Source organism: Gordonia otitidis NBRC 100426 (assembly GCF_000248075.1).
Classification (GTDB): Bacteria; Actinomycetota; Actinomycetes; order Mycobacteriales; family Mycobacteriaceae; genus Gordonia; species Gordonia otitidis.
On record NZ_BAFB01000103.1, the window covers coordinates 1 to 19,307 of the forward strand.

A 19,307-nucleotide genomic window follows, 5' to 3' on the forward strand; every position below is an offset into this window, starting at 1 on the left:
GGTGGGTGATCAGCGTGAGCGCGATACCCGGTTGCTCGGCGATCCGCTTGACGTGCTTCTTGTGCTTGCGCGGCCCGGGGTCGACGACCACGCACTGGTCGCTGCCCGGTGCGCGGAGCACCCACGTGTTGGTGCCGTCGAGCTCCATCATCCCGGGGTTCTCGCACAGCAACACCGACGCGAACGGCGTCACCTCACGCAGCACCCCGTAGGCCGGATGCGTCGCGGCATCGGATGTGGTGTCGGCAAGGTCATCCCGATCGCCTGAACTCATCATGGACACAGGGTAATGCGGCTCACATCAACCACATCGCACCGCCCGTGGCAATGTGCTCCTACTGCACCGAGCCGTTCGGGCTCTGTTCGACGACAGGGCCCGCCTGAAGCTGCTCCTGAAGGCTCCGCAGCAGTCCGGCGCCCTGAGTGATCACCCCGGTCATGATCTCGTTGACACCCTCCGCGCCGTTGAACACGGTGAGGTTGGCAGAACCGAGTCCCTTGGCGACCTCGGCGACGAGCTCGGGCAACTGGTCGATCAACTGCTGGTCGAGAGCGATGCGGTTGTTCTTCGCCGCGGCCTCCGAGGAGATCTCGACAGCCTTGGCCTCGGCTTCTGCGAGGATCTGAGTACGTCGGGCCTCGGCCTCGGCGGGCTTGACGACCTCCGAGATCAGTTGCTGCTCACGGAGATCGGCCTGCGCCTGCGCCAACACCGACTGCTCGCGGATGATCTCCTGGTTCACGCGCGCCTCGGCCAGCGGGCCCGCCTGCGCGGCCTCGGCGTTGGCTTTGTCGGTCTCGGACTTGATCTCCGCGCGCTTGATCGACGTCTCGCGCTCGTAGTCGGCCTGGTTTCGCAACGATTCCTGCTGCGCCTTGGCCGCCTCCTGATCGGCGCGGGCCCGCTCGACCGCAGCCTCACGCTGCACCTTGGCGATGTTCGGCGCCGCGAGAGCATTGATGTACCCGGAGTCCATGTCGTCGATCGACTGGATCTGGAACGAGTCGACGACCAACCCGATGGATCCCATCTCCCGCTTCGACGCCTCGAGGACCTGGCGGGCGAGCGTGTCCCGCTCACGGATGATCTGCTCGACGGTCATCGACCCGACGATCGAACGCAGATGACCGGAGAAGACCTGCCCGGTGAGCTGATTCATCTCGGCTTCCTGCTCGGAGATGAAGCGTTGGCCCGCGTTGACGATCGACGCGACGTCGCCGCCGACCTTGTGTGCGATCACCGCACGCACGTTCAACTGGATGCCCTGCGTCGTCACGCAGACCTCGCGAATAGACGCTTCGTGCAACGCCATCGACAGATAACGCACCTTGCGGAAGAACGGCATCACCCATTTGCCGTGTCCGACGACCACCACGAACGGAGCGCCTTCGTCACCGGACTTCTTGCCCGAGATCAACATCGCTTCGTCTGGTTCGGGTACGTGATAGCCGAGCATCGAACACTCCTCCTGCGTTGGGACGGGTACAGCATGACGTAGTCGAAGTCGTTGCGTCGGTCTCGTCGTTCCTTCGTCCGACTCGGCGCGGGTCAGGTTCTGTCGGGTGGTGCGATCCACCGTTCGACGTCGACAACGCGCCCGGGCAGCACACCGATGACGAGTATGTCCTCGCCTTCGTCGATCGGTTCGCGCGCCTGCGCGAGATACCGCTCGGTTCCGCCGGCGATACGCAGCTCGACCTCGCCGAGCGAGTCACCGCCGCCGATGCCCAGTGTCACCACACCGATCGCGCCGACCACCGCATTCACCCCCGACTTCGATTCGGTGCACCGACCCTATCGGAGCGACCCGACAACCCGGCACGGTGGTTGAGGGGCATTCATTCGTTCCACAGGTCGTACCCGAGCTTCGCGACCATCACCACGACGACGGCCAGCAGCACCCACCGCACGAACGAGCTCCCCCGGCCCAGTGCCATGTGCGACCCGAGTTGCGCGCCCACGATGTTCCCGACCGCCAGCATCAGCCCGAGTAGCCACAGCACGTGGCCCTGCGCCGCGAACACCGCGAGGGCGCCCAGGTTGGTGCCGGTGTTGATGACCTTCGCCATCGCGGAGCTCTCCAGAAAGCTCGTTCCGACAAGCGCGGTCAGCGTGATGATCAGAAACGTCCCGGTGCCCGGGCCGAGCACGCCGTCGTAAAAGGCGATGACGACACCGCAGACCACCAGCCCGAGGATGACGGACCACCGCGACTTCCCCGCCACGTCGTGCGAGCCGAAACGCGGATTGAGCGCGACGAACAGACCGACCGCGACGAGCAGTACAAGCACGATCGGAGTGAAGACCTCGGCGGGCAACAAGCCTGCGACGAATGCACCGAGAGCCGAGAAGATCACCGCGCAGGCGAAGACCGGAGCGAGGCGTCGAACATCCATCGGCACCCGACGGGAGTAACGCCAGGCAGCCGAGGACGTCCCGAAGATCGCCATCAGCTTGTTGGTCCCGAGCGCAGTCGCTGGCACCAGTCCGGGGTTGGTGATCAACAACGCCGGGATCATGATGAGGCCACCGCCACCGACGACGGCGTCGACCCATCCTGCCGCGACCGCAGCGACGAGCAGCGCGACGACGTCGACGCTCACCGACCGCGAGGCCCCGGTACGAGCGTCGTCGCAGACCGCGACCTCACGACTCGGGCGCGACCTCGACGATCAGCTCGACCTCCACCGGCGATGCCAATGGAAGCTCGGCGACGCCGACCGCGGAACGTGCGTGGACTCCGGCGTCGCCGAAAATGTCGGCGAGGAGATCCGACGCGCCGTTGAGGACCTGCGGTTGACCGGAGAAGCCGGGTCCGGAGGCGACGTACCCGGTCACCTTCACGATGCGGGTGATCGAGTCGAGGCCGACCAGCGCGTCGATCGCCGACAACGCATTGAGCGTGCACTGTCTTGCGGCACTGATCGCCTGATCGGGGGTCACGGTGCCGTCTGCGCCCTCGTGGACCTTGCCCCGGAACTCGAGTGCGCCGGAGACGAATGGGAGTTGTCCCGACGTGTAGACGAGGTTTCCGACGCGTACCGCGGGCACATAATTGGCCACCGGCTTGGCAGCGGGGGGCAGGACGATGCCGATCTGCGGCAGCCGTTCACTCCAGCTCATGGATCGCCCCTCAGCCCTTCGGTCGCTTCAGATATGCCACATGTTGCTCGCCGGTCGGGCCCGGCAGCACACTGACCAATTCCCAGCCGTCGGCTCCCCAGGTGTCGAGAATCTGTTTCGTCGCGTGCGTCAGCAGCGGCACCGTCGCGTACTCCCAGGCGGTCACTTCAGTCATGGACCCACCATATCCCGAGGGGTGCAGTGTCTAAGGTGAACCTGTGGCCGACAGAACAGCCGACGGGGGCACCCACCAGGAGACCGCCGACGTAGCGGACAACACGTGGCCGGAGAGCGCTTCGCGAGCGCGTCTGCACTTCGTCTCCGGTAAAGGCGGGACGGGTAAGACGACCGTCGCCGCGGCACTCGCCTTGGCGCTGGCCGCAGACGGCAAACGGGTGCTGCTCGTCGAATGCGAGGGGCGTCAGGGAATCGCCCAACTCTTCGACATCCCGCCGCTTCCGCCCAACGACACACGGATCGCGACCGCGGAGGGCGGTGGTGAGGTGTGGGCGTTGGCCATCGACATCGAACACGCTCTGCTCGAGTACCTCGACATGTTCTACAACCTCGGGTTCGCCGGTCGCGCGATGAAACGAATCGGCGCAATCGATTTCGTCACGACGGTCGCGCCGGGCCTGCGAGATGTCCTACTCACCGGCAAGATCAAAGAGCGCATCATCCACACCGACAAAGCCGGGAACCGCGTCTACGACGCCGTGGTGGTCGACGCCCCGCCGACCGGCCGGATCGGCAACTTCCTCGACGTCACCACCGCCATGGCCGACCTGGCCAAGACCGGTCCCATCCGCAATCAGAGCGACGGGGTCGCCCGGCTGCTGCACTCCGACGAGACCGTCGTGCACCTCGTCACGCTTCTCGAGGCCATGCCCATCCAGGAGACGGTCGAAGCCGTCGGCGAATTGCAGTCCAAGAACGTCAAAGTCGGGACGTTGATCATCAACAAGGTCAGCCCGGTGTACCTGCCCGCCGACCAGATCGACGCCATCGCCGAGGGGGTCATCGACGCTCCACGGATCGCGAACAGTCTCGCCGAGGCTCAGCTGCCCGTCTCCGACAGCGACCTCGCCGGATTGCTCACCGAGAGCATCGAGCACGCAACCAGGCTGCAGGCGCAACAGGTCGCCAAGGCGCAACTCGACGAAGTCGAGTTGCCGACGCTCGAACTGCCACTGCTCGACGAGGGCATCGACCTCGGCTCACTGTACGAATTGGCCGACCTGCTGCAGAAAGCCGGTGCATGATGCCGCTCGATCTCAAGATGGGATCGGTCCTCACCGACCCCGAGACCCGCGTCGTGATCTGTTGTGGCGCAGGCGGTGTGGGAAAGACCACCACCGCTGCGGCCATGGCCGTCTACGCAGCCGAGCACGGCCGGAAGGTCGCGGTCCTCACCATCGACCCCGCCCGACGTCTTGCGCAGTCGCTCGGCATGACCGAACTCACCAACGACCCCCAGCCTGTCGATGTCGTACCGCTCGTCGAGGGAGGCTCGCTCGACGCGATGATGCTCGACATGCGCCGCACCTTCGACGAGATGGTGCTCGAGCATTCGACGCCCGAACGCGCCGCCGCGATCATGGAGAACTCCTTCTATCAGACCGTCGCGTCGTCGTTCTCCGGCACGCAGGAGTACATGGCGATGGAGAAGCTCGGGAAACTGTTGGAGCAGGACCGCTGGGACCTCATCGTCGTCGACACACCGCCGTCGCGGAATGCGCTGGACTTCCTCGACGCCCCGCAGCGCCTCGGCTCGTTCCTGTCCGGACGGCTCATGAAGGTGCTCGTCGGCGGCGGACGCGGCGTGGGCCGCATGGTGACCGGCGCGGTGAGTCTCGCCATGCGTGGCGTGTCGACGATCATCGGCGGTGACATGCTGCGCGACGTCGCGACATTCGTGCAGTCACTCGATTCCATGTTCGGCGGTTTCCAGGAACGCGCACTGCGCACCTACGAGTTGCTCAAACAGCCGGGCACCCGGTTCGCGGTGGTTGCGGCGGCAGAGCCCGACGCACTACGCGAGGCGGCGTTCTTCGTCGACCGGCTCAGCGAGGAGTCGATGCCGCTGGCCGGGCTCATCCTCAACCGCACGCACCCGAATCTCACGAGCATCTCCGAAGAGGCGGCCCACGTCGCGCTGCAGAAGATCTCCGACGACCTCACGGCCGGCGTCCTGCGCCTCCACGCCGCGCGGGCCGCAACCGGAAAACGCGAGCTGCATCTGCTGCAGCGGTTCACCGCAGCTCATCCGACGGTGCCGATCGTCGGCGTCCCGTCGCTCCCGTTCGAAGTGGCCGACCTCGACGCATTACACGCTGTCGCAGAGGAGATCACCGGAAGGGGCTGAGCAGCAATCGGTACTTCGTTCCTGCGCAAGGGTTTCCCCGTACGTAGGAGGACCGAGGGATATCCCCGGTCAGCCCGCTGACACCTCGCGGCGTCGACGCTGCGCGGCGAAGAACTCCGCCCACGAGGTCACCTCGGGATGCTGACGCAACAACGCCCGACGCTGACGCTCGGTCATGCCACCCCACACACCGAATTCGACGCGGTTGTCGAGAGCGTCGGCACCACACTCGAGTTGCACCGGGCAGTGACGGCAGATGACCGCGGCCTTTCGCTGCGCCGCGCCACGAACGAAGAGCTCATCGGGATCCTCCCCGCGGCAGCGTGCCCGCGACACCCAGGTCAATCGAGTTTCGTTGGTCGATACCGCCGATGTCGCCATGAGCCGACCCCTGTCTTTGTGTTGTTGCGCGTCGTGCGAGGCCGGTGCCCTCACGACGCCCCTGCGTCGTTGCCGTCGAATGCTCAGACCCACTCCACGTCGCCGAATCCGTGAGGACGAGCCACTCAGAGATGCTCGTACCACTTCTCGACTCTGTTGTTATGTGAGTCACATTCTGCACTCAATCTAAGGATCTGTGCATTCCTCCGCAACCCCTGGCGCGCAGAAAAATGGCACAACCGTGCAAACCCGCAGGGAAACCGACAAAATGCTCCAGCGGCGGTCACCCGCACCCCAATTGGCAAGCGAATCCGCGCGCCGGCCCCGACCATCCGGGACCTCACCGGCGGGCCACGCTGATGTCTCAGAAATCACACGTATCCTGTCCGGTGTGCCGAAGTCGAAGAAGCTGTGGTCGCTCGCAGGGGCATGCGTGTTGGCCGGCGTGCTCGTAGCCGGATTGCTCTATCCCGCGGCCAGCGGCGTGGGTATCGCGTCGAATCGCGCGGCGTCGGCAGTCGAGAATGTCTCGTCGGAATTGTTGAGCGGAACGCTGCCCGAGGTCACCACCATGACCGATGCAGCGGGCACTCCGATTGCACGGCTTTTCGACCAATACCGCTATCAGGTCGGATACAACGACATCTCGCCGGACATGATCCGAGCGATCATCTCCATCGAGGACAGACGCTTTCTCGAACACGACGGCGTCGACTGGAAGGGCACGATCCGCGCATTCCTCAAGAACTCCTCGTCCGGCGAGGTCCAGCAGGGTGCGTCGACGTTGGATCAGCAGTACATCAAGAACTACCAACTGCTGGTTCTCGCACGCACCGAGGCCGATCGCCAGGCAGCCATCGAGACCACCCCGGCGCGCAAGCTGCGCGAGGTGCGCATGGCACTCACGATGGAGCAGTCGCTGCGCGACGAGGCCAAGCGCAAGGGACTCGACGACGCCGCGGCCAAGCAAGAGGCGAAGAAACAGATCGTGACGCGTTACCTCAACGTCGTGCCGTTCGGAAACAACGCCTACGGCATCGAGGCTGCTGCACAGACGTATTTCGGCAAGAGTGCCAAGGACCTCGACGTCGGCGAGTCCGCCCTGCTCGCAGGCATGGTGCAGTCGAGTTCTGCGCTCAACCCGTACAGCAATCCCGAGGCCGCGACAACGCGTCGCAACACCGTTCTCGACACGATGATCACCAATTTCCCCGAGCGCCGGACTGAACTCGAAGCAGCCAAGAAGGCGCCTCTCGGCGTTCTGCCTCAGCCGAGAACTCCGGTGCAGGGCTGCATCGGGGCCAACAACAACGGTTTCTTCTGCGACTATGCGCTGCAGTTCCTGGCCGAGAACGGGATGTCACGCTCGTCTGTCACGCGTGGCGGCTACATCATCCAGACCACTCTCGATCCGGAGGTCCAGCGCAACACGGTTCGGTCCGCACAGGCCAACGTGAGCCCGGACGCCGACGGGGTCGCGGGCGTGATGAGCGTCATCAGGCCGGGCCAGACGTCGCACGACGTCCTGTCCATGGCCTCGAGCCGCGACTACGGACTCAACGCCAACGCGTCGCAGACCGTGCAGCCCCAACCGTTCTCCCTCGTCGGCGACGGCGCGGGGTCGGTCTTCAAGATCTTCACCGTCGCTGCCGGCCTCGAGAAGGGACTGCCGGGCAACTCCAACATCCCTGTCCCGGGCAGCGTCGCCGTCGAGGGCATGGGTGACAGCGGCGGGGCGTTCGGCTGCCCGGCCAACTACTACTGCGTCAAGAACGACGGCAGGTACCCGGCATCTATGTCGATCACCCAGGCGCTCGCCCAGTCACCCAACACGGCGTTCGTCAAGTTGCTCCAGCAGGTCGGCGTGAAGCCGGCGGTCGACATGGCGGTCCGGCTGGGCATGCGCTCGTACACGGTTCCCGGGTCGTCCGGTTACGGGGACAAGAGCATCGCGCAGTACGTCAAGGACGGCAACCTCGGTTCCTTCACGCTCGGTCCGTGGCCGGTCAACGCGATCGAACTCTCCAACGTGGCCGCGACACTCGGCTCGGGTGGCATGTGGTGCCCGCCCAATCCGATCAAGTCCATCAGCAGGATCAAGCGCGATCAGTACAGCAACCCGGTGATGGACCCCGACGGAAAGCCTGCGACCACCCCGGTCGCGTTCAATCCGCCTGCCTGCGAGCGCGTCGTCGAACCCGGCATGGCGAACACGATGGCCAACCTGATGAGCCAGGACGACAAGGGCGGCGGCACGTCGGCAGGTGCAGCGGGCGCAGCGGGTTGGAACCTACCGGTCTCGGGTAAGACCGGTACCACCGAGGCGCATCGCTCGGCGGCGTTCGTCGGGTTCACGAATCAAATGGCTGCGGCCACCTACGTCTACTCCGACGGCCCCAACCCCTCGGGCGTCTGCTCGGGACCTGCCCGGCTGTGCGGCGAGGGCGACATCTACGGCGGTATGGAACCTGCGCGGACGTGGTATTCGGCGTTGACGCCGATCGCCACCAAGTTCGGCCCCGTCAGCCTTCCGCCCGTCGATCCGCGGTACATGAACGGCAACAACAGCGGCCGAATACCGCAGGTCACCGGCCTACCGGCGAGTGACGCGACCTCACGCCTGCAGGGTGCCGGTTTCAAGGTGAACCAGCTCGAGGTCGACAGCAGCCGCAAGCAGGGGACGGTGGTGTTCACAGCGCCATCCGACTCCGCGATGCCCGGCAGCACGATCACGATTTACGTCAGCAACGGCCGCAAGGGCGACAACGGGGACGATTCCGGTCCGACGCAGACGACCGTGCAGGTGCCCGGGGTCGGTCCGGTGGTCATCCAGCTTCCCGGCTGAGTGGGGCCGCCGACGTCGACTGGCTGAGATGGCAGCCTTCGAGGTGGTAGCGCTCCTGCGCTGGCGAGTATCCTGGGTGAATGTCTGATGTCCACTCGGATGCCGCATCCAGATTGCGGGCCGCGTTTTCCTCCGGGTCGGTTCGCCGGCCGCTGACGTCGCATCGCGTCGCACGTTCCGTCGGCGCGGCGGCAGGCCTCGCTGCAGGCGGGCTCTTCTATTCGACAGTGATCGAGCGCAACGCCTTCACGTTGCGGCACGCCACCATGTCCGTTCTCGAACCGGGCGCGGCACCGCTGCGTGTACTGCACATCAGCGACCTGCACATGATGCCCAACCAGCGACTGAAGCAGGCGTGGGTGTCCGAACTCGAGTCACTCGAGCCCGATCTCGTGGTCAACACCGGCGACAATCTCGCGCACCCCGGTGCCGTGCCCGCGGTGATCCAGTCGCTCGGCGGCCTGCTCTCGCGCCCGGGACTGTTCGTGTTCGGCTCGAACGACTACTTCGGCCCCAGTCCCAAGAACCCGCTCAAGTACTTCAAGACCGACCACGAGCGCACCCACGGGACTCCGCTGCCGTGGCAGGATCTGCGCGCCGCGTTCATCGAGCGTGGTTGGCTCGACGCGACGCACACCGTCCGCGAGCTCGAGGTCTCCGGAGTCCGGGTGGTGGCATCGGGTGTCGACGACCCGCACATCGAGCGCGACCGCTACGACACCATCGCCGGCCGACCGAACCCGCTCGCGCATCTGCGTCTCGGACTGACACACTCCCCGGAGCCGCGTGTCCTCGATCGTTTCGCCGACGACGGCTACGACCTCGTCATGGCCGGCCACACGCACGGTGGACAGCTCTGTCTGCCGGGCGTCGGCGCAATTGTCACCAACTGCCACCTCGATCGGTCGCGCGTCAAGGGACCGTCGAATTGGGGAACGGCGATGAAGTTGCACGTCAGTGCGGGCCTCGGCACCTCCCCGTGGGCGCCTGCACGTTTCTGCTGTCGTCCGGAGGCGAGTCTGCTCACACTGACGCCCGTCTCCCACGGCGACGCGGAATTCGACGAAGACCACTCGTTGCCGCAGTTGGCATCCGAAACGAGCTGATCAGCTCGCCGGGGCCGCAGACGACGAAGCCTCTCACAACAAGGAAGCCCTGACCTGGATTTCTCCGGGTCAGGGCTTCTACTGCTTCTCAACCACAAGAAGTACCGAGCGGATGCGATACATGCCGTCATCCTCAGTCGGGGTGGCGGGATTCGAACCCACGACCTCTTCGTCCCGAACGAAGCGCGCTACCAAGCTGCGCCACACCCCGTGTGCAACCTGCGATAGCTTACCCCCGCGAGCGCCCAGCCACTAAATCGCCTGGTCAACACCGCCGACGAGGTGCACATCCGATCGCTCGGAAGTACTGCCCACGACGCCGGACTCCGATGCGGCCCCGGCCAGCGTGACCAAACACGCATCCCGACCACAAGGACTCGGAACAACGGATTCTGAGACAAGGTTTGGCATCACTGTTCCGCAAAAGAGCACATGCGTCCCGCTGGTCACTAATGTCCAATTCAGAACGACATCTTTTGACCAGCGCGACCAGTTCATCGGAATCGACAGTGGGAAAGGTACGGGCACATGAGTAGTGAGTTCGAAAAGTACGAGGCAAAGCAAGGTACCGCATTCGGAATCACCGTCGTCGCCGCCGCATTGCTTTTCGTCGCCGGCATTGTCGGCGTCTTTGCCGGAATCTCCGCGATCGCGGGCGACAACGTCTACGTCGCCACCCCTGACTACATCTACAAGTTCAATCTCTCCACGTGGGGCTGGATCCACCTGATCATCGGCATCATCGCCATCGTCGTCGCAGGCGGCCTGGCGGTCGGTTCCGGATGGGCGAGGGTGTCGGCGATCATCATCGCCTCGCTCTCGATCATCGCCCAGTTCCTGTGGTTGCCCTACAACCCCTGGTGGGCGATCCTGATCATCGTCCTCGACCTCGTCGTCATCTGGGCCGTCTCGACGTGGGAACCGGACGTCGTCTGATCTGTTGATCTCGACGGCCAGGAGCGGACGGTCCCTCGAGGGTCCGTCCGCTCCGACATGTCAGCAGGGTCGTCGACCGGTGGGTCGCGCCGCGTGATGGCGACCACCCATCCACGGTGGCGTCGGCGTCGAATCCTGGATCGTTCCGCGCTCACAACACCGACACCAGGAGTTACCCGATGCACACGCCCCGCGCCGTTCGGATCCTCGTCGTGGTCGCCGCCTCACTGCTCGCAGTCACGACAGCACTTCTGTCGGCGACGACGCCTGCACGGGCCGACACCACACTGCAGCCCGTCAAAAACCTCGACGTCGAGCGCTATCTCGGAACCTGGTGGCAGCAGGCCACCATTCCGGCGTTCTACGGTCTCCGCTGCGCGAAGGACACCAACGCCACCTACACCCTGATCAATCCGACGACGGTCGGGGTCGACAACAAGTGCACGAGTTTCACCGGCCAGCCCGACGGCATCAAGGGGAAGGCAACCGTCGTCGATCCCAAGAAGAGCAATGCCGCGCTGGCGGTCTCCTTTCCGGGAATCCCGAACACGATCAACACCGGCTCTTTTCCCAATTACGTGATCGCCTGGGTTGCCGATGGCAAAGACCCCTCGGGCCCGTATGAATACGCCATTGTCGGCGATCCCTTCCGGTTGTCGGGTTTCGTTCTTTCCCGTGAGAAAGTCGTGAGCAATGCGCAACTGCACATGCTGCGCCTGAAGACCGAATCGTTGGGCTTCAATTCGTGCACGTTCCTGATCTCGCCGATCACCGGCGGCAGGTCGGACTACTCGCCGCAGTGCACCGTCTGACACCACTGCGGCGCCGCGTCTCGTGACAGAGTCGTGACGCGATACCGCGGTTAGGCTTGGACGAGTGGACACTCGGCCAAGCACGACCGCGCTCATCGACTCCGCCTACCGCATCGCCGACGATCTGCTGTTTCCCGACGCCGCCGAAGTCGACCGAACCGGCGAGATCCCGGCCAACCACTGGACCGCTCTTGCCGACGCGGGACTGTACGGGATTGCGGCGCCGGAGACCGCAGGCGGGCCGGGACTCGAGTTCACGCAGGTCATCGAGATCATCGAGACGCTGACCAGCGGCTGTCTCTCCACAGCGTTCACCTGGTTGCAGCATCACGGTGTGGTCATCTCGCTGGCGCACACGTCGAACCAGGCCCTCCGCGACGAACTTCTCGCGGAGACGGTGACAGGCCGCACTCGTGCAGGCGTCGCCTATGCCGGGGCTGTGCCGACGCCGCCACGCATGAGCGCGACCCGCACCGAAGCCGGGTGGGTGTTCTCCGGCTACGCGCCGTTCGTCAGCGGGTGGGGCAACATCGACGTACTCCAGATCTCGGCACGCGACGTCGACACCGATGACGTCGTCGCCGCGATCGTGCCCACGCACCCGATGTCGGCCGCGATCACCGTCTCCCCCATGCGTCTCACCGCGGGCAATGCCTCACATACTGTCAGCCTGCGGATCGACTCCCTGCCCGTGCCGAACGCCCTTGTGGTCGGCCAGGTGGCACTCGACGACTTCTTCGCCACCCAGAACACCGGCATACGGCTCAACGGCGCCCTGCCATTCGGAATCCTCCGCCGCTGCACGGCACTGCTCGACCGTACGGGTGCGACCGCCCAGGCACGCCGACTGCGTGAGCGGGGGAGCGAGATCCGTACCCGTCTCGACGGTTCGCTCGACGACGCCGACGCTCTGCTCGCGGCCCGCGCCGACGGCGCACAACTCGGGGTCGACGCTGCCGCAGCCCTCGTCGCCGCCGACGGCGGGCGCGCCCTCATCGCCGGCAGCGACGCCGACAGGTTGTCGCGCGAGGCCACGTTCACTCTCGTGGCCGCGAGTAGACCGGAACTGAAAGATCTTCTGCTACAACGTTTCAGCGGCCTGAACGACGACGGCTGACCGACTGAGCGCCTGCGTGTCGGGGAACCAGTGATCGATCACATCGAAGGGAAACATCGATGACCACAGTCCGGGACGCGACCTACCAACTGTTGCGCGAACTCGGGATCACCACGGTGTTCGGCAATCCGGGGTCGACAGAGGAAACGTTCCTGCAGGACTTCCCGGACGACTTCGACTTCGTTCTCGGACTGCACGAGGAGACGGTGATCTCGGCCGCCGACGGTTACGCGCAGGCGATGCGACGCCCGGTACTGGTCAACGTGCACACGGCGGCCGGGATCAGCAACGGGATGGGCGGTCTGCTCACCGCTGCCGCCAACCACACCCCATTGATCGTCACCGCGGGTCAACAGACGCGCGAGATGCTGCTTCTCGAGCCGTGGTTGACCAATCCCGCACCCGAGGCGCTGACGCGTCCGTGGACCAAATGGGCATATCAGCCCGTACGCCCGCAGGACATCCCCGCCGCCTTCATGCGGGCTATCGCCACCGCGCTGCAACCGCCCGCGGGCCCGGTCTTCCTGTCGCTGCCGCTCGACGACTGGGATGCCGAAGTCGCTGCGCCCGCGGTGATCCGGCAGGTGACCACGAGAGTCGCTCCCGACCCGACACTCATCGCCGAGTTCGCGCACGCTCTTTCGCATGCCCAGAATCCAGTGTTGGTCTACGGCGCCGACATCGCGCGCGGCGACGGATGGGCGCAGGCCGTCGCGCTCGCCGAACGCGTGGCAGCGCCGATCTATGCCGCACCTGCCTCCGAACGTGCACCGTTTCCCGAGGACCACCCGCTCTACGCAGGTGGCCTACCATTCGCACAGGGACCGTTGTCCACCGCACTCTCGGGCCATGACGTCATCGTCGTGGTGGGTGCTCCCGTCTTCCGCTACTACCCGTGGGTTCCCGGCGACTACATCCCGGCGGGTTCCCGGCTGCTCCATATCACCTCCGATCCGGACGAATCGTCCCGAGCACCGGTCGGCGACAGCCTGATCTCCGATCCGGTGCTGGCTCTCGAATCACTTGCCGCACTGGTCACTCCGCGCGAGACCACCGCGTCGATCACCTGTCGCGAACACCGGATGGCGCCGCACCGCTGCGCCGAACCACCTGTCGAGGGCAACCTCGACGACACCACGCCGCTGACGCCCAGGGCACTGTTCTCGATAGTCCGCGCACACGTTCCCGCCGACACGGTGCTCGTCGAGGAATCGCCGTCGAATCTCGCCGACCTCCATGCAGAATGGCCGATCACCGCGCCCGACTCGTTCTTCACGTTTGCCAGCGGGGCCCTGGGATTCGGACTGCCGGCGAGCGTGGGAATTGCTCTTGCAGAACGGGATTCGGGACGCAATCGACCTGTGCTCGCGATGATGGGCGACGGGTCGATCCAGTACACCATCCAGGCGCTCTACACCGCGGCACAGCACTCACTGCCGCTGGTCATCCTCGTTCTTGCCAACGCCGAGTACGCCATCCTCAAATCGTTCGGCGCACAGGAGAAGTCACCACATGTGCCCGGCCTCGATCTGCCCGGCCTCCACACCGCGCGCCTGGCCGAGGGCTACGGCGTCACCGGCGTGGTGGCGTGCAGCGCCGCCGAGGTGCGCCGAGCCCTCGACGACGCCGCAGACCGCACGGGCCCCACGCTCATCGAGGTCCCCGTGGATCCGACTGTTCCGTCACTGCTCTGAGCGGCTACTTTTTGACGTAGTCCCGCAGGAACAGCGCCTCGGCAAGCGCGAGATTCTCGATCTCCGACGGATCGACGCTCTCGTTCGGAGCGTGGATCAGACACGACGGTTCCTCGACGCCGAGCAGCATGATCTCGGCGTCGGGGAAGGTCTCCTGCAACACGGTGCACAGCGGAATGGAGCCGCCCTGCCCCTGCATCACGACCTCGCGCCCGTAGGCGGTCCCCATCGCGTCGACCAGTGCGTCGAAGGCAGGCCCCTCGGTCGAACCGGAGAACGGCGCCCCGATCGCCTCGCGCTCGATCGACACCTTCACGTGCCATGGCGCGACCTCTTCGAGATGCGCGATCAACGCGTCCTGCGCGGTCTTCGCGTCCATACCGGGTGGTACCCGGAGGTTGATACGGGCCCGCGCTCGCGGCGTCACCGCGGCGGACGATCCGGCAACCGGTGAGCAGTCGATTCCCAGTACGGTCGCCGCGGGCCGGGCCCACACCATGTCCGAGATACGGCCGGAGCCAACGATGTCCACGCCGTCGAGGACGGTGGCGTCACGTCGGAAATTCTCTGCGGGATAGTCGATGCCGTCGAACTCCTGGGTGGAATCCAGACCGCGCACGGTGGTGTTCCCGTGCTCGTCACGCAGGCTGGCCAACATGGCGATCAGCGCGGCCAGCGCGTCGGGTGCCGCGCCCCCGAACATTCCGGAATGCATCGCAGATTTTAGTGTCTCGACGCTGACGACCACGTTCGCGATGCCCCGCAGACTCGTCGTCAGCGTCGGTTGCCCGACAGCACAGTTGCCGGAGTCGCAGATGAGAATGGCATCCGCTTCGAGTAGTTCGGGATGTTCTGGCACGAAGTTCTCGATGCCCCCGGAACCCTGCTCCTCCGACCCTTCACCGATGATCTTGATGTTCACCGAGGCTCCACCCGCGAGTGCGCGCAGGGCCGTCAGATGAACCGCGATGTTGCCCTTGCAGTCGGCGGCACCGCGCCCGTACCACCGTCCGTCACGCTCGGTGAGCGTCCAGGCGGGAGACTTCCACTCGCCGCCGTCGTCCATCGGCGGCTGCACGTCGTGATGGAAATAGAGCAACACGGTCGGCGCATCAGGCGGACCGGGGATGTGCCCTGTCACCGCCTTACTGCCGTCGGAGGTCACATGCGCTTCGACGTCGTGCACACCGAGGTCGGTGAACGCCGCGATCAGCCAGTCGACCATCGCATCGCAATCCGGCGGCGGCTCACCCGCGGGATCGAAGACCGACTTGAATGCGACCATCTCCGCGAGGTCGCTTTTGGTCTGCGGCATCAGGTCACGTACACGGCTACGCAGGGTTTCGAGGTCCGTCGATGCGGTCATACTTCGAGTAACTCACATCCAGGCGTGTGTGTCACGCCGACGAACTCCGTCCTCACCCTCCGTGACATCCAGCCGGTGCTGTCGGCTCAGCTGGTACTCGCGCAGACTCGTGCCGAACTCCTGTCGGAAGCGATTGCGCAGCGTGGCCGACGAGGTGAATCCCGACCGGCGTGCGATGGCGTCGACCGTCATTGCGGGGTGGGTGTCGACCAGATGGCGAGCGTGTTCGAGGCGCCGGTCGGAGATGCACTGAGCCGGCGTCTGCCCACTACCGGAGAAGTGGCGGTACAACTGACGCCGCCCGATCTCGAGCAGCTCAGCCAACGAGTCTGCGGTGAAATCGGGATCGGCGAAATGTCGGTCGATCGCCTCGCGCGCCGCGGCGAGTACGGCACGCGAGTTGTGCGTCGGTAGCGCCGTGTCGTGCCCGAGAGTGTTGCGGATCAGGCTGATCGCGGCGAGTTCGTCGTCCTCGTCGATCTGCCTGCCCTGCGCCGCCGCTTCCACAGCCAGCGCCCGCACGAAACCTGCTGTCGCCAAACCGAATGTCGAGGTCGCAACCGATGGCAGCACATGTCCTGTCGTCGAGTTCAGCTCAGGCGCCATCCTTTCAGCCGGGATCATCAGCATCACCGACTCGCACACCGTGTCGAACCTCCCGACGAATGGGCTCGCAGTACTGGTGAGTACCAACTGGTCGGACCCGTAGCGCTTCTCGGTCCCATACTGCGTGAGGTGAAGTGTCCCACGCAGACGATGGACCGCCGCTATGACGAGAGGCTGGTCGGCTTGGGCCGCAACATCTTCCGCGGTTCGCTCGGTCCGACGCGGTGTCGACAGCTCACACAGAGTGTGGATGATCGACAGCGGCCGGTAGAAGACGGTGACACTGAACGCCTCGGGATCGCGCACTGTGGCCCGCCCGAAGGCCCTCGAATACTGCTCAATACCCCGCTTACCACGAAGCGTCATCGACGTGTCGGGCTCGGCAGCACCGAGCGCGCGCTTCCACGCCGCAATCACATTGTCATCGAGACCTGTCGGGGCATCAGCGGTCATGGATGAGCCGCCTTCTGTCGAAACTCGTTGGGTGTCATTCCATAACGCGCTCGGAAGCGGTTCCGCAGAGCACCGGTCGAGACGAATCCCGCATATTTCGCGACATGGGCGACGCTGAGTCCATCGGTGTCGGCCAGCATGCGATGCGCCAACTCCAGACGCCGTTCGACGATCGATTCCGCCGGCGAGAATCCTGCCGTCGCCAACTGCCTGTACAGCTGGCGACGACTCATTTAGAGCCGCCGGGCGATCTCATCGACGTCGAAATCGGGATCGCGATAGTTCTCGTCGATCAATCGCATGGCCGCCTCGCGAACGAAACGTGCGTTGTCACCAACCCGCAGCGCCGTCAGAGTGTGTTGGCGTATCACGGTCCGTACCAGGTCGACGGCGCCCAGTTCGGTCTCCAGATCGATGTCGGCACCGCGGACCGCTGACGCGTAAGCGAGATTCATGATGAACGCCGCGACTGCGCTGGCGAACGGCGACCCGGAGATGATCGGGCCCAACGCCTGTTCCCCGGGCTCCAGTTCGCTTGCGAGAAGTTCGGTCGGCACCCAGATACCCACCGGATCGGCCACGACCGAAGAGCTGTACGTGTACGGAGCCCTGTTGTCGGTGATCACCAGCCGGTCATCGGCGCCCAACGAACAGTGTCGGCCGTCTAGGTCCAGGGTCGCGGACACCGGCAGTCGCTGTGTCGCCACAATCACGAAATCCGAAGGGTAGTCGCCGATGAGTCGCTCGGACCTCGCGGTCGCACACGGCGTCCGCAACAACGCGAACGCCATGAGCACCGATAACGGGCGCCAGTAGGCGTACTCCTCCCACTCGACATCGGTGAGTGGCGTGACCTCCAGAGCTGGTAGGTACTCCGCCAATCCTGCCGCACCGACGCGGTGCAGCCGTCTGGTCGGGTTCGGACCGGGTGTCTCGGACACACCCGCGCGGCGACGCCACGCAGTCACCACGTCTGGCGTCAACGACTCACTCATTCAGGCAGTCCCCTCCAATCTCGCGGGGTTCATTCGTACACGTCGTCCTCGACGGGATGGCCGTGATTCACAGGACCTGAGCAGGCCATCCCGGCGGCTCGCTGGGCAGTGATGCTCTCGCGGTACTCCCGGGGGGAGAGGTCGTACTCCGCCCGAAAGCGGCTCCGCAGCGTGCTCGCCGAGGCGTAACCCGACCGTAGCGCGATCTGCTGCAGAGGGGCAGGTACTTCCTCCGCCAGCAGTTCCCGTGCCCTGGCCAGGCGACGGGTGGCGATGAGCCGGGCGGGTGTCGACTCCTCGGAGTCGAAGTGTCGATACAGGTGGCGTCGGCTCATGAAGAGTTCCCGCGCGAGCACATCGGCGCAGAAGGCAGGGTCGGAGTAGCGCTTCTCGATCAGGTCACGTACGGAGTCCTTCACCGACCGCGCGCTGTCGATCAATCGTCGCGAGTCGAGGTCTTGCCGGCTCAGTGTCGCGCGTATCAGGTCGATGACCACGCGCTCGGTGTCCGCATCAGGGGCGGGGTGCAAACCGACGGCGGCGTCGACGACGAACCGTCGGAGAAACATCGCGGTTCCCCTGGCCAATGGTCCGTTGGGTACGCCGAGGAGCACTTGATCACCACAGCGTTGTGACACACCGATCTCGGCTTCCGGTATGAGCACGGCCGTGAAGTCCGAGACAGACGTCGTCCAGTTCGTGAACGGCACATCCATGTGGATGATCGCCGCCTCACCCGGTCCGATCGTGTGCACCCGACCGTGCTGCTCGATATGACTACAACCGGCCACCCCGTTCAGTACGACGGCGACCAGGCCGCTCCTCGACCGCTCGACGGAAGCTTCCGAACGACAGATCCGGCGCGCCGTCGACAACTCCGCGCGCACGTGCACGCTCGACAACGCACGTCGGTACACCAGTGCTTCGAACACATCCGCACCGGCGGCGCCGGGGATCGCGTTTGCCGAGTAGCGCATGAGGCCGGTCCTGCCGGCATAGGCTTCCGGCGCCGGCACCGCCCGCGACAGTCCGAGTTTTGATCGCCAACGAGCCACGTCCGACGGTGCCAGACCGCCGGTGGCAACGGGATGGGTTGTCCCGGAGTATCTCCTCCGAGTCGAACCGCTCGCCGACTCGCGACACAGTCCACCAGAAGGTGCTTCAGTCGTCATCCGAGCCCAGCCTGCTGTCTGAATTCGACAGGGGTCATCCCGTACCGCGCCGTGAAACGGTTGCGCAACGTCGCCACGGAGGAGAACCCGGATGCCCGGGCAACGGCTTTGAGTCCGAATGTACCTGCACAGGAGAGCAACTCGTGCGCCCTGTCCAGGCGTCGCTGCGCGATCATCTCGGCCGGCGACTCGTCGAACCCCGAGAGTCGCCGATAGAGTTGCCGACGGCTGAGGTGCAGCATCGCCGCCAGGGTATCGGCGTCGAACGCGGGATCCCGGTAATTGCGGTCGATCACCTCCGAGACGCGTTCACGCAGGATCGACGGGCTGTCGAG

The 19,307-nt window shown here is 65.2% G+C and carries 20 protein-coding genes, 1 tRNA gene and 1 pseudogene; 8 read left to right on the top strand and 14 right to left on the bottom strand.

Annotation, left to right across the window (positions count from 1 at the left end):
* The 6 genes and pseudogenes from GOOTI_RS10445 to sp36 form a co-directional block, all read right to left on the bottom strand.
* Nucleotides 1-277, bottom strand: a pseudogene (locus GOOTI_RS10445) (MBL fold metallo-hydrolase); the annotation flags it as partial.
* Between the two features lie 58 nt (nucleotides 278-335).
* Nucleotides 336-1,457 carry a flotillin family protein gene (locus GOOTI_RS10450; protein WP_007238555.1) on the bottom strand — a complete coding sequence of 374 codons (1,122 nt, stop codon included), beginning with the start codon at nucleotides 1,455-1,457 and terminating at the stop codon, nucleotides 336-338.
* A 92-nt stretch (nucleotides 1,458-1,549) separates the two neighbouring features.
* Nucleotides 1,550-1,768, bottom strand: coding sequence for an NfeD C-terminal domain-containing protein (locus tag GOOTI_RS10455; protein WP_007238556.1), 219 nt, complete (start codon nucleotides 1,766-1,768; stop codon nucleotides 1,550-1,552).
* 71 nt (nucleotides 1,769-1,839) lie between these two features.
* Nucleotides 1,840-2,604 (bottom strand): sulfite exporter TauE/SafE family protein, encoded by a 765-nt coding sequence (locus GOOTI_RS10460; protein ID WP_007238557.1) that lies wholly within the window; start codon nucleotides 2,602-2,604, stop codon nucleotides 1,840-1,842.
* Between the two features lie 43 nt (nucleotides 2,605-2,647).
* Nucleotides 2,648-3,124, bottom strand: a complete 477-nt coding sequence (locus tag GOOTI_RS10465) for a RidA family protein (protein ID WP_007238558.1) — start codon at nucleotides 3,122-3,124, stop codon at nucleotides 2,648-2,650.
* A gap of 10 nt (nucleotides 3,125-3,134) precedes the next feature.
* A complete protein-coding gene (gene sp36, locus GOOTI_RS25525; RefSeq protein WP_005208255.1) occupies nucleotides 3,135-3,299 on the bottom strand; it encodes a Sp36 family protein in 165 nt (54 codons plus the stop codon).
* Between the two features lie 43 nt (nucleotides 3,300-3,342).
* Between sp36 and bagA the strand changes: the two genes are divergently transcribed.
* On the top strand, nucleotides 3,343-4,386 hold the full coding sequence (gene bagA, locus GOOTI_RS10470; RefSeq protein WP_007238559.1) for an ATPase BagA: 1,044 nt from the start codon (nucleotides 3,343-3,345) through the stop codon (nucleotides 4,384-4,386).
* Nucleotides 4,386-5,489, top strand: a complete 1,104-nt coding sequence (gene bagB / locus GOOTI_RS10475; RefSeq protein ID WP_039993911.1) for an ArsA family ATPase — start codon at nucleotides 4,386-4,388, stop codon at nucleotides 5,487-5,489. Before bagA ends, bagB begins: the two co-directional genes overlap by 1 nt.
* A gap of 69 nt (nucleotides 5,490-5,558) precedes the next feature.
* Here the strand turns inward: bagB and GOOTI_RS10480 are convergent, their stop codons facing one another.
* Nucleotides 5,559-5,870, bottom strand: a complete 312-nt coding sequence (locus GOOTI_RS10480) for a WhiB family transcriptional regulator (RefSeq protein ID WP_039993908.1) — start codon at nucleotides 5,868-5,870, stop codon at nucleotides 5,559-5,561.
* Between the two features lie 391 nt (nucleotides 5,871-6,261).
* Here GOOTI_RS10480 and GOOTI_RS10485 point away from each other — a divergent pair, with 391 nt between their 5' ends.
* Together GOOTI_RS10485 and GOOTI_RS10490 are read left to right on the top strand one after the other, a co-directional pair.
* Nucleotides 6,262-8,715, top strand: coding sequence for a penicillin-binding protein (locus tag GOOTI_RS10485; protein ID WP_039993910.1), 2,454 nt, complete (start codon nucleotides 6,262-6,264; stop codon nucleotides 8,713-8,715).
* Nucleotides 8,716-8,795: 80 nt separating this feature from the next.
* Complete coding sequence (locus tag GOOTI_RS10490; RefSeq protein ID WP_007238563.1) at nucleotides 8,796-9,821, top strand: metallophosphoesterase; 1,026 nt, start codon at nucleotides 8,796-8,798, stop codon at nucleotides 9,819-9,821.
* A 137-nt stretch (nucleotides 9,822-9,958) separates the two neighbouring features.
* Here the strand turns inward: GOOTI_RS10490 and GOOTI_RS10495 are convergent.
* Nucleotides 9,959-10,032: transfer RNA gene (locus GOOTI_RS10495), tRNA-Pro, on the bottom strand.
* Between the two features lie 317 nt (nucleotides 10,033-10,349).
* On the opposite strand from GOOTI_RS10495, the gene GOOTI_RS10500 reads away from it, so the two are divergent.
* The 4 genes from GOOTI_RS10500 to mdlC all read left to right on the top strand — a co-directional run bounded on the left by GOOTI_RS10500 (nucleotide 10,350) and on the right by mdlC (nucleotide 14,380).
* Nucleotides 10,350-10,757, top strand: coding sequence for a DUF7144 family membrane protein (locus tag GOOTI_RS10500; RefSeq protein ID WP_007238564.1), 408 nt, complete (start codon nucleotides 10,350-10,352; stop codon nucleotides 10,755-10,757).
* Nucleotides 10,758-10,936: 179 nt separating this feature from the next.
* The gene (locus tag GOOTI_RS10505) at nucleotides 10,937-11,569 is read left to right on the top strand and encodes a lipocalin family protein (RefSeq protein ID WP_007238565.1); all 633 of its coding nucleotides are present in this window, start codon (nucleotides 10,937-10,939) and stop codon (nucleotides 11,567-11,569) included.
* Between the two features lie 64 nt (nucleotides 11,570-11,633).
* Nucleotides 11,634-12,686, top strand: coding sequence for an acyl-CoA dehydrogenase family protein (locus GOOTI_RS10510; RefSeq protein ID WP_007238566.1), 1,053 nt, complete (start codon nucleotides 11,634-11,636; stop codon nucleotides 12,684-12,686).
* A gap of 59 nt (nucleotides 12,687-12,745) precedes the next feature.
* A complete protein-coding gene (mdlC, locus tag GOOTI_RS10515; RefSeq protein ID WP_007238567.1) occupies nucleotides 12,746-14,380 on the top strand; it encodes a benzoylformate decarboxylase in 1,635 nt (544 codons plus the stop codon).
* 4 nt (nucleotides 14,381-14,384) lie between these two features.
* Here mdlC and GOOTI_RS10520 read toward each other — a convergent pair whose 3' ends face one another.
* The 6 genes from GOOTI_RS10520 to GOOTI_RS10540 all read right to left on the bottom strand — a co-directional run.
* Nucleotides 14,385-15,746: a dipeptidase gene (locus GOOTI_RS10520; protein ID WP_007238568.1), complete on the bottom strand. Its 1,362-nt coding sequence runs from the start codon at nucleotides 15,744-15,746 to the stop codon at nucleotides 14,385-14,387.
* 12 nt (nucleotides 15,747-15,758) lie between these two features.
* On the bottom strand, nucleotides 15,759-16,805 hold the full coding sequence (locus tag GOOTI_RS10525; protein WP_007238569.1) for an AraC family transcriptional regulator: 1,047 nt from the start codon (nucleotides 16,803-16,805) through the stop codon (nucleotides 15,759-15,761).
* Nucleotides 16,802-17,038: a helix-turn-helix domain-containing protein gene (locus GOOTI_RS27245; protein ID WP_051997936.1), complete on the bottom strand. Its 237-nt coding sequence runs from the start codon at nucleotides 17,036-17,038 to the stop codon at nucleotides 16,802-16,804. Before GOOTI_RS27245 ends, GOOTI_RS10525 begins: the two co-directional genes overlap by 4 nt.
* Nucleotides 17,039-17,800 carry a hypothetical protein gene (locus GOOTI_RS10530; protein WP_007238570.1) on the bottom strand — a complete coding sequence of 254 codons (762 nt, stop codon included), beginning with the start codon at nucleotides 17,798-17,800 and terminating at the stop codon, nucleotides 17,039-17,041.
* 29 nt (nucleotides 17,801-17,829) lie between these two features.
* The gene (locus GOOTI_RS10535) at nucleotides 17,830-18,777 is read right to left on the bottom strand and encodes an AraC family transcriptional regulator (RefSeq protein ID WP_083835895.1); all 948 of its coding nucleotides are present in this window, start codon (nucleotides 18,775-18,777) and stop codon (nucleotides 17,830-17,832) included.
* 191 nt (nucleotides 18,778-18,968) lie between these two features.
* Nucleotides 18,969-19,307 (bottom strand): helix-turn-helix domain-containing protein (locus GOOTI_RS10540; protein ID WP_007238572.1); only part of this gene is annotated, 339 nt, incomplete at its 5' end.

Excerpts from the sequence above, each read along its gene's own strand:
- GOOTI_RS10530 (WP_007238570.1), bottom strand. The coding sequence starts at position 17,800 with ATGAGTGAGTCGTTGACGCCAGACGTGGTGACTGCGTGGCGTCGCCGC.
- GOOTI_RS10535 (WP_083835895.1), bottom strand. The coding sequence starts at position 18,777 with ATGCGCTACTCGGCAAACGCGATCCCCGGCGCCGCCGGTGCGGATGTG.
- GOOTI_RS10450 (WP_007238555.1), bottom strand. The coding sequence starts at position 1,457 with ATGCTCGGCTATCACGTACCCGAACCAGACGAAGCGATGTTGATCTCG.
- GOOTI_RS27245 (WP_051997936.1), bottom strand. The coding sequence starts at position 17,038 with ATGAGTCGTCGCCAGCTGTACAGGCAGTTGGCGACGGCAGGATTCTCG.
- GOOTI_RS10465 (WP_007238558.1), bottom strand. The coding sequence starts at position 3,124 with ATGAGCTGGAGTGAACGGCTGCCGCAGATCGGCATCGTCCTGCCCCCC.
- GOOTI_RS10480 (WP_039993908.1), bottom strand. The coding sequence starts at position 5,870 with ATGGCGACATCGGCGGTATCGACCAACGAAACTCGATTGACCTGGGTG.
- sp36 (WP_005208255.1), bottom strand. The coding sequence starts at position 3,299 with ATGACTGAAGTGACCGCCTGGGAGTACGCGACGGTGCCGCTGCTGACG.
- GOOTI_RS10490 (WP_007238563.1), top strand. The coding sequence starts at position 8,796 with ATGTCTGATGTCCACTCGGATGCCGCATCCAGATTGCGGGCCGCGTTT.
- GOOTI_RS10525 (WP_007238569.1), bottom strand. The coding sequence starts at position 16,805 with ATGACCGCTGATGCCCCGACAGGTCTCGATGACAATGTGATTGCGGCG.
- mdlC (WP_007238567.1), top strand. The coding sequence starts at position 12,746 with ATGACCACAGTCCGGGACGCGACCTACCAACTGTTGCGCGAACTCGGG.
- GOOTI_RS10505 (WP_007238565.1), top strand. The coding sequence starts at position 10,937 with ATGCACACGCCCCGCGCCGTTCGGATCCTCGTCGTGGTCGCCGCCTCA.
- bagB (WP_039993911.1), top strand. The coding sequence starts at position 4,386 with ATGCCGCTCGATCTCAAGATGGGATCGGTCCTCACCGACCCCGAGACC.
- GOOTI_RS10520 (WP_007238568.1), bottom strand. The coding sequence starts at position 15,746 with ATGACCGCATCGACGGACCTCGAAACCCTGCGTAGCCGTGTACGTGAC.
- GOOTI_RS10500 (WP_007238564.1), top strand. The coding sequence starts at position 10,350 with ATGAGTAGTGAGTTCGAAAAGTACGAGGCAAAGCAAGGTACCGCATTC.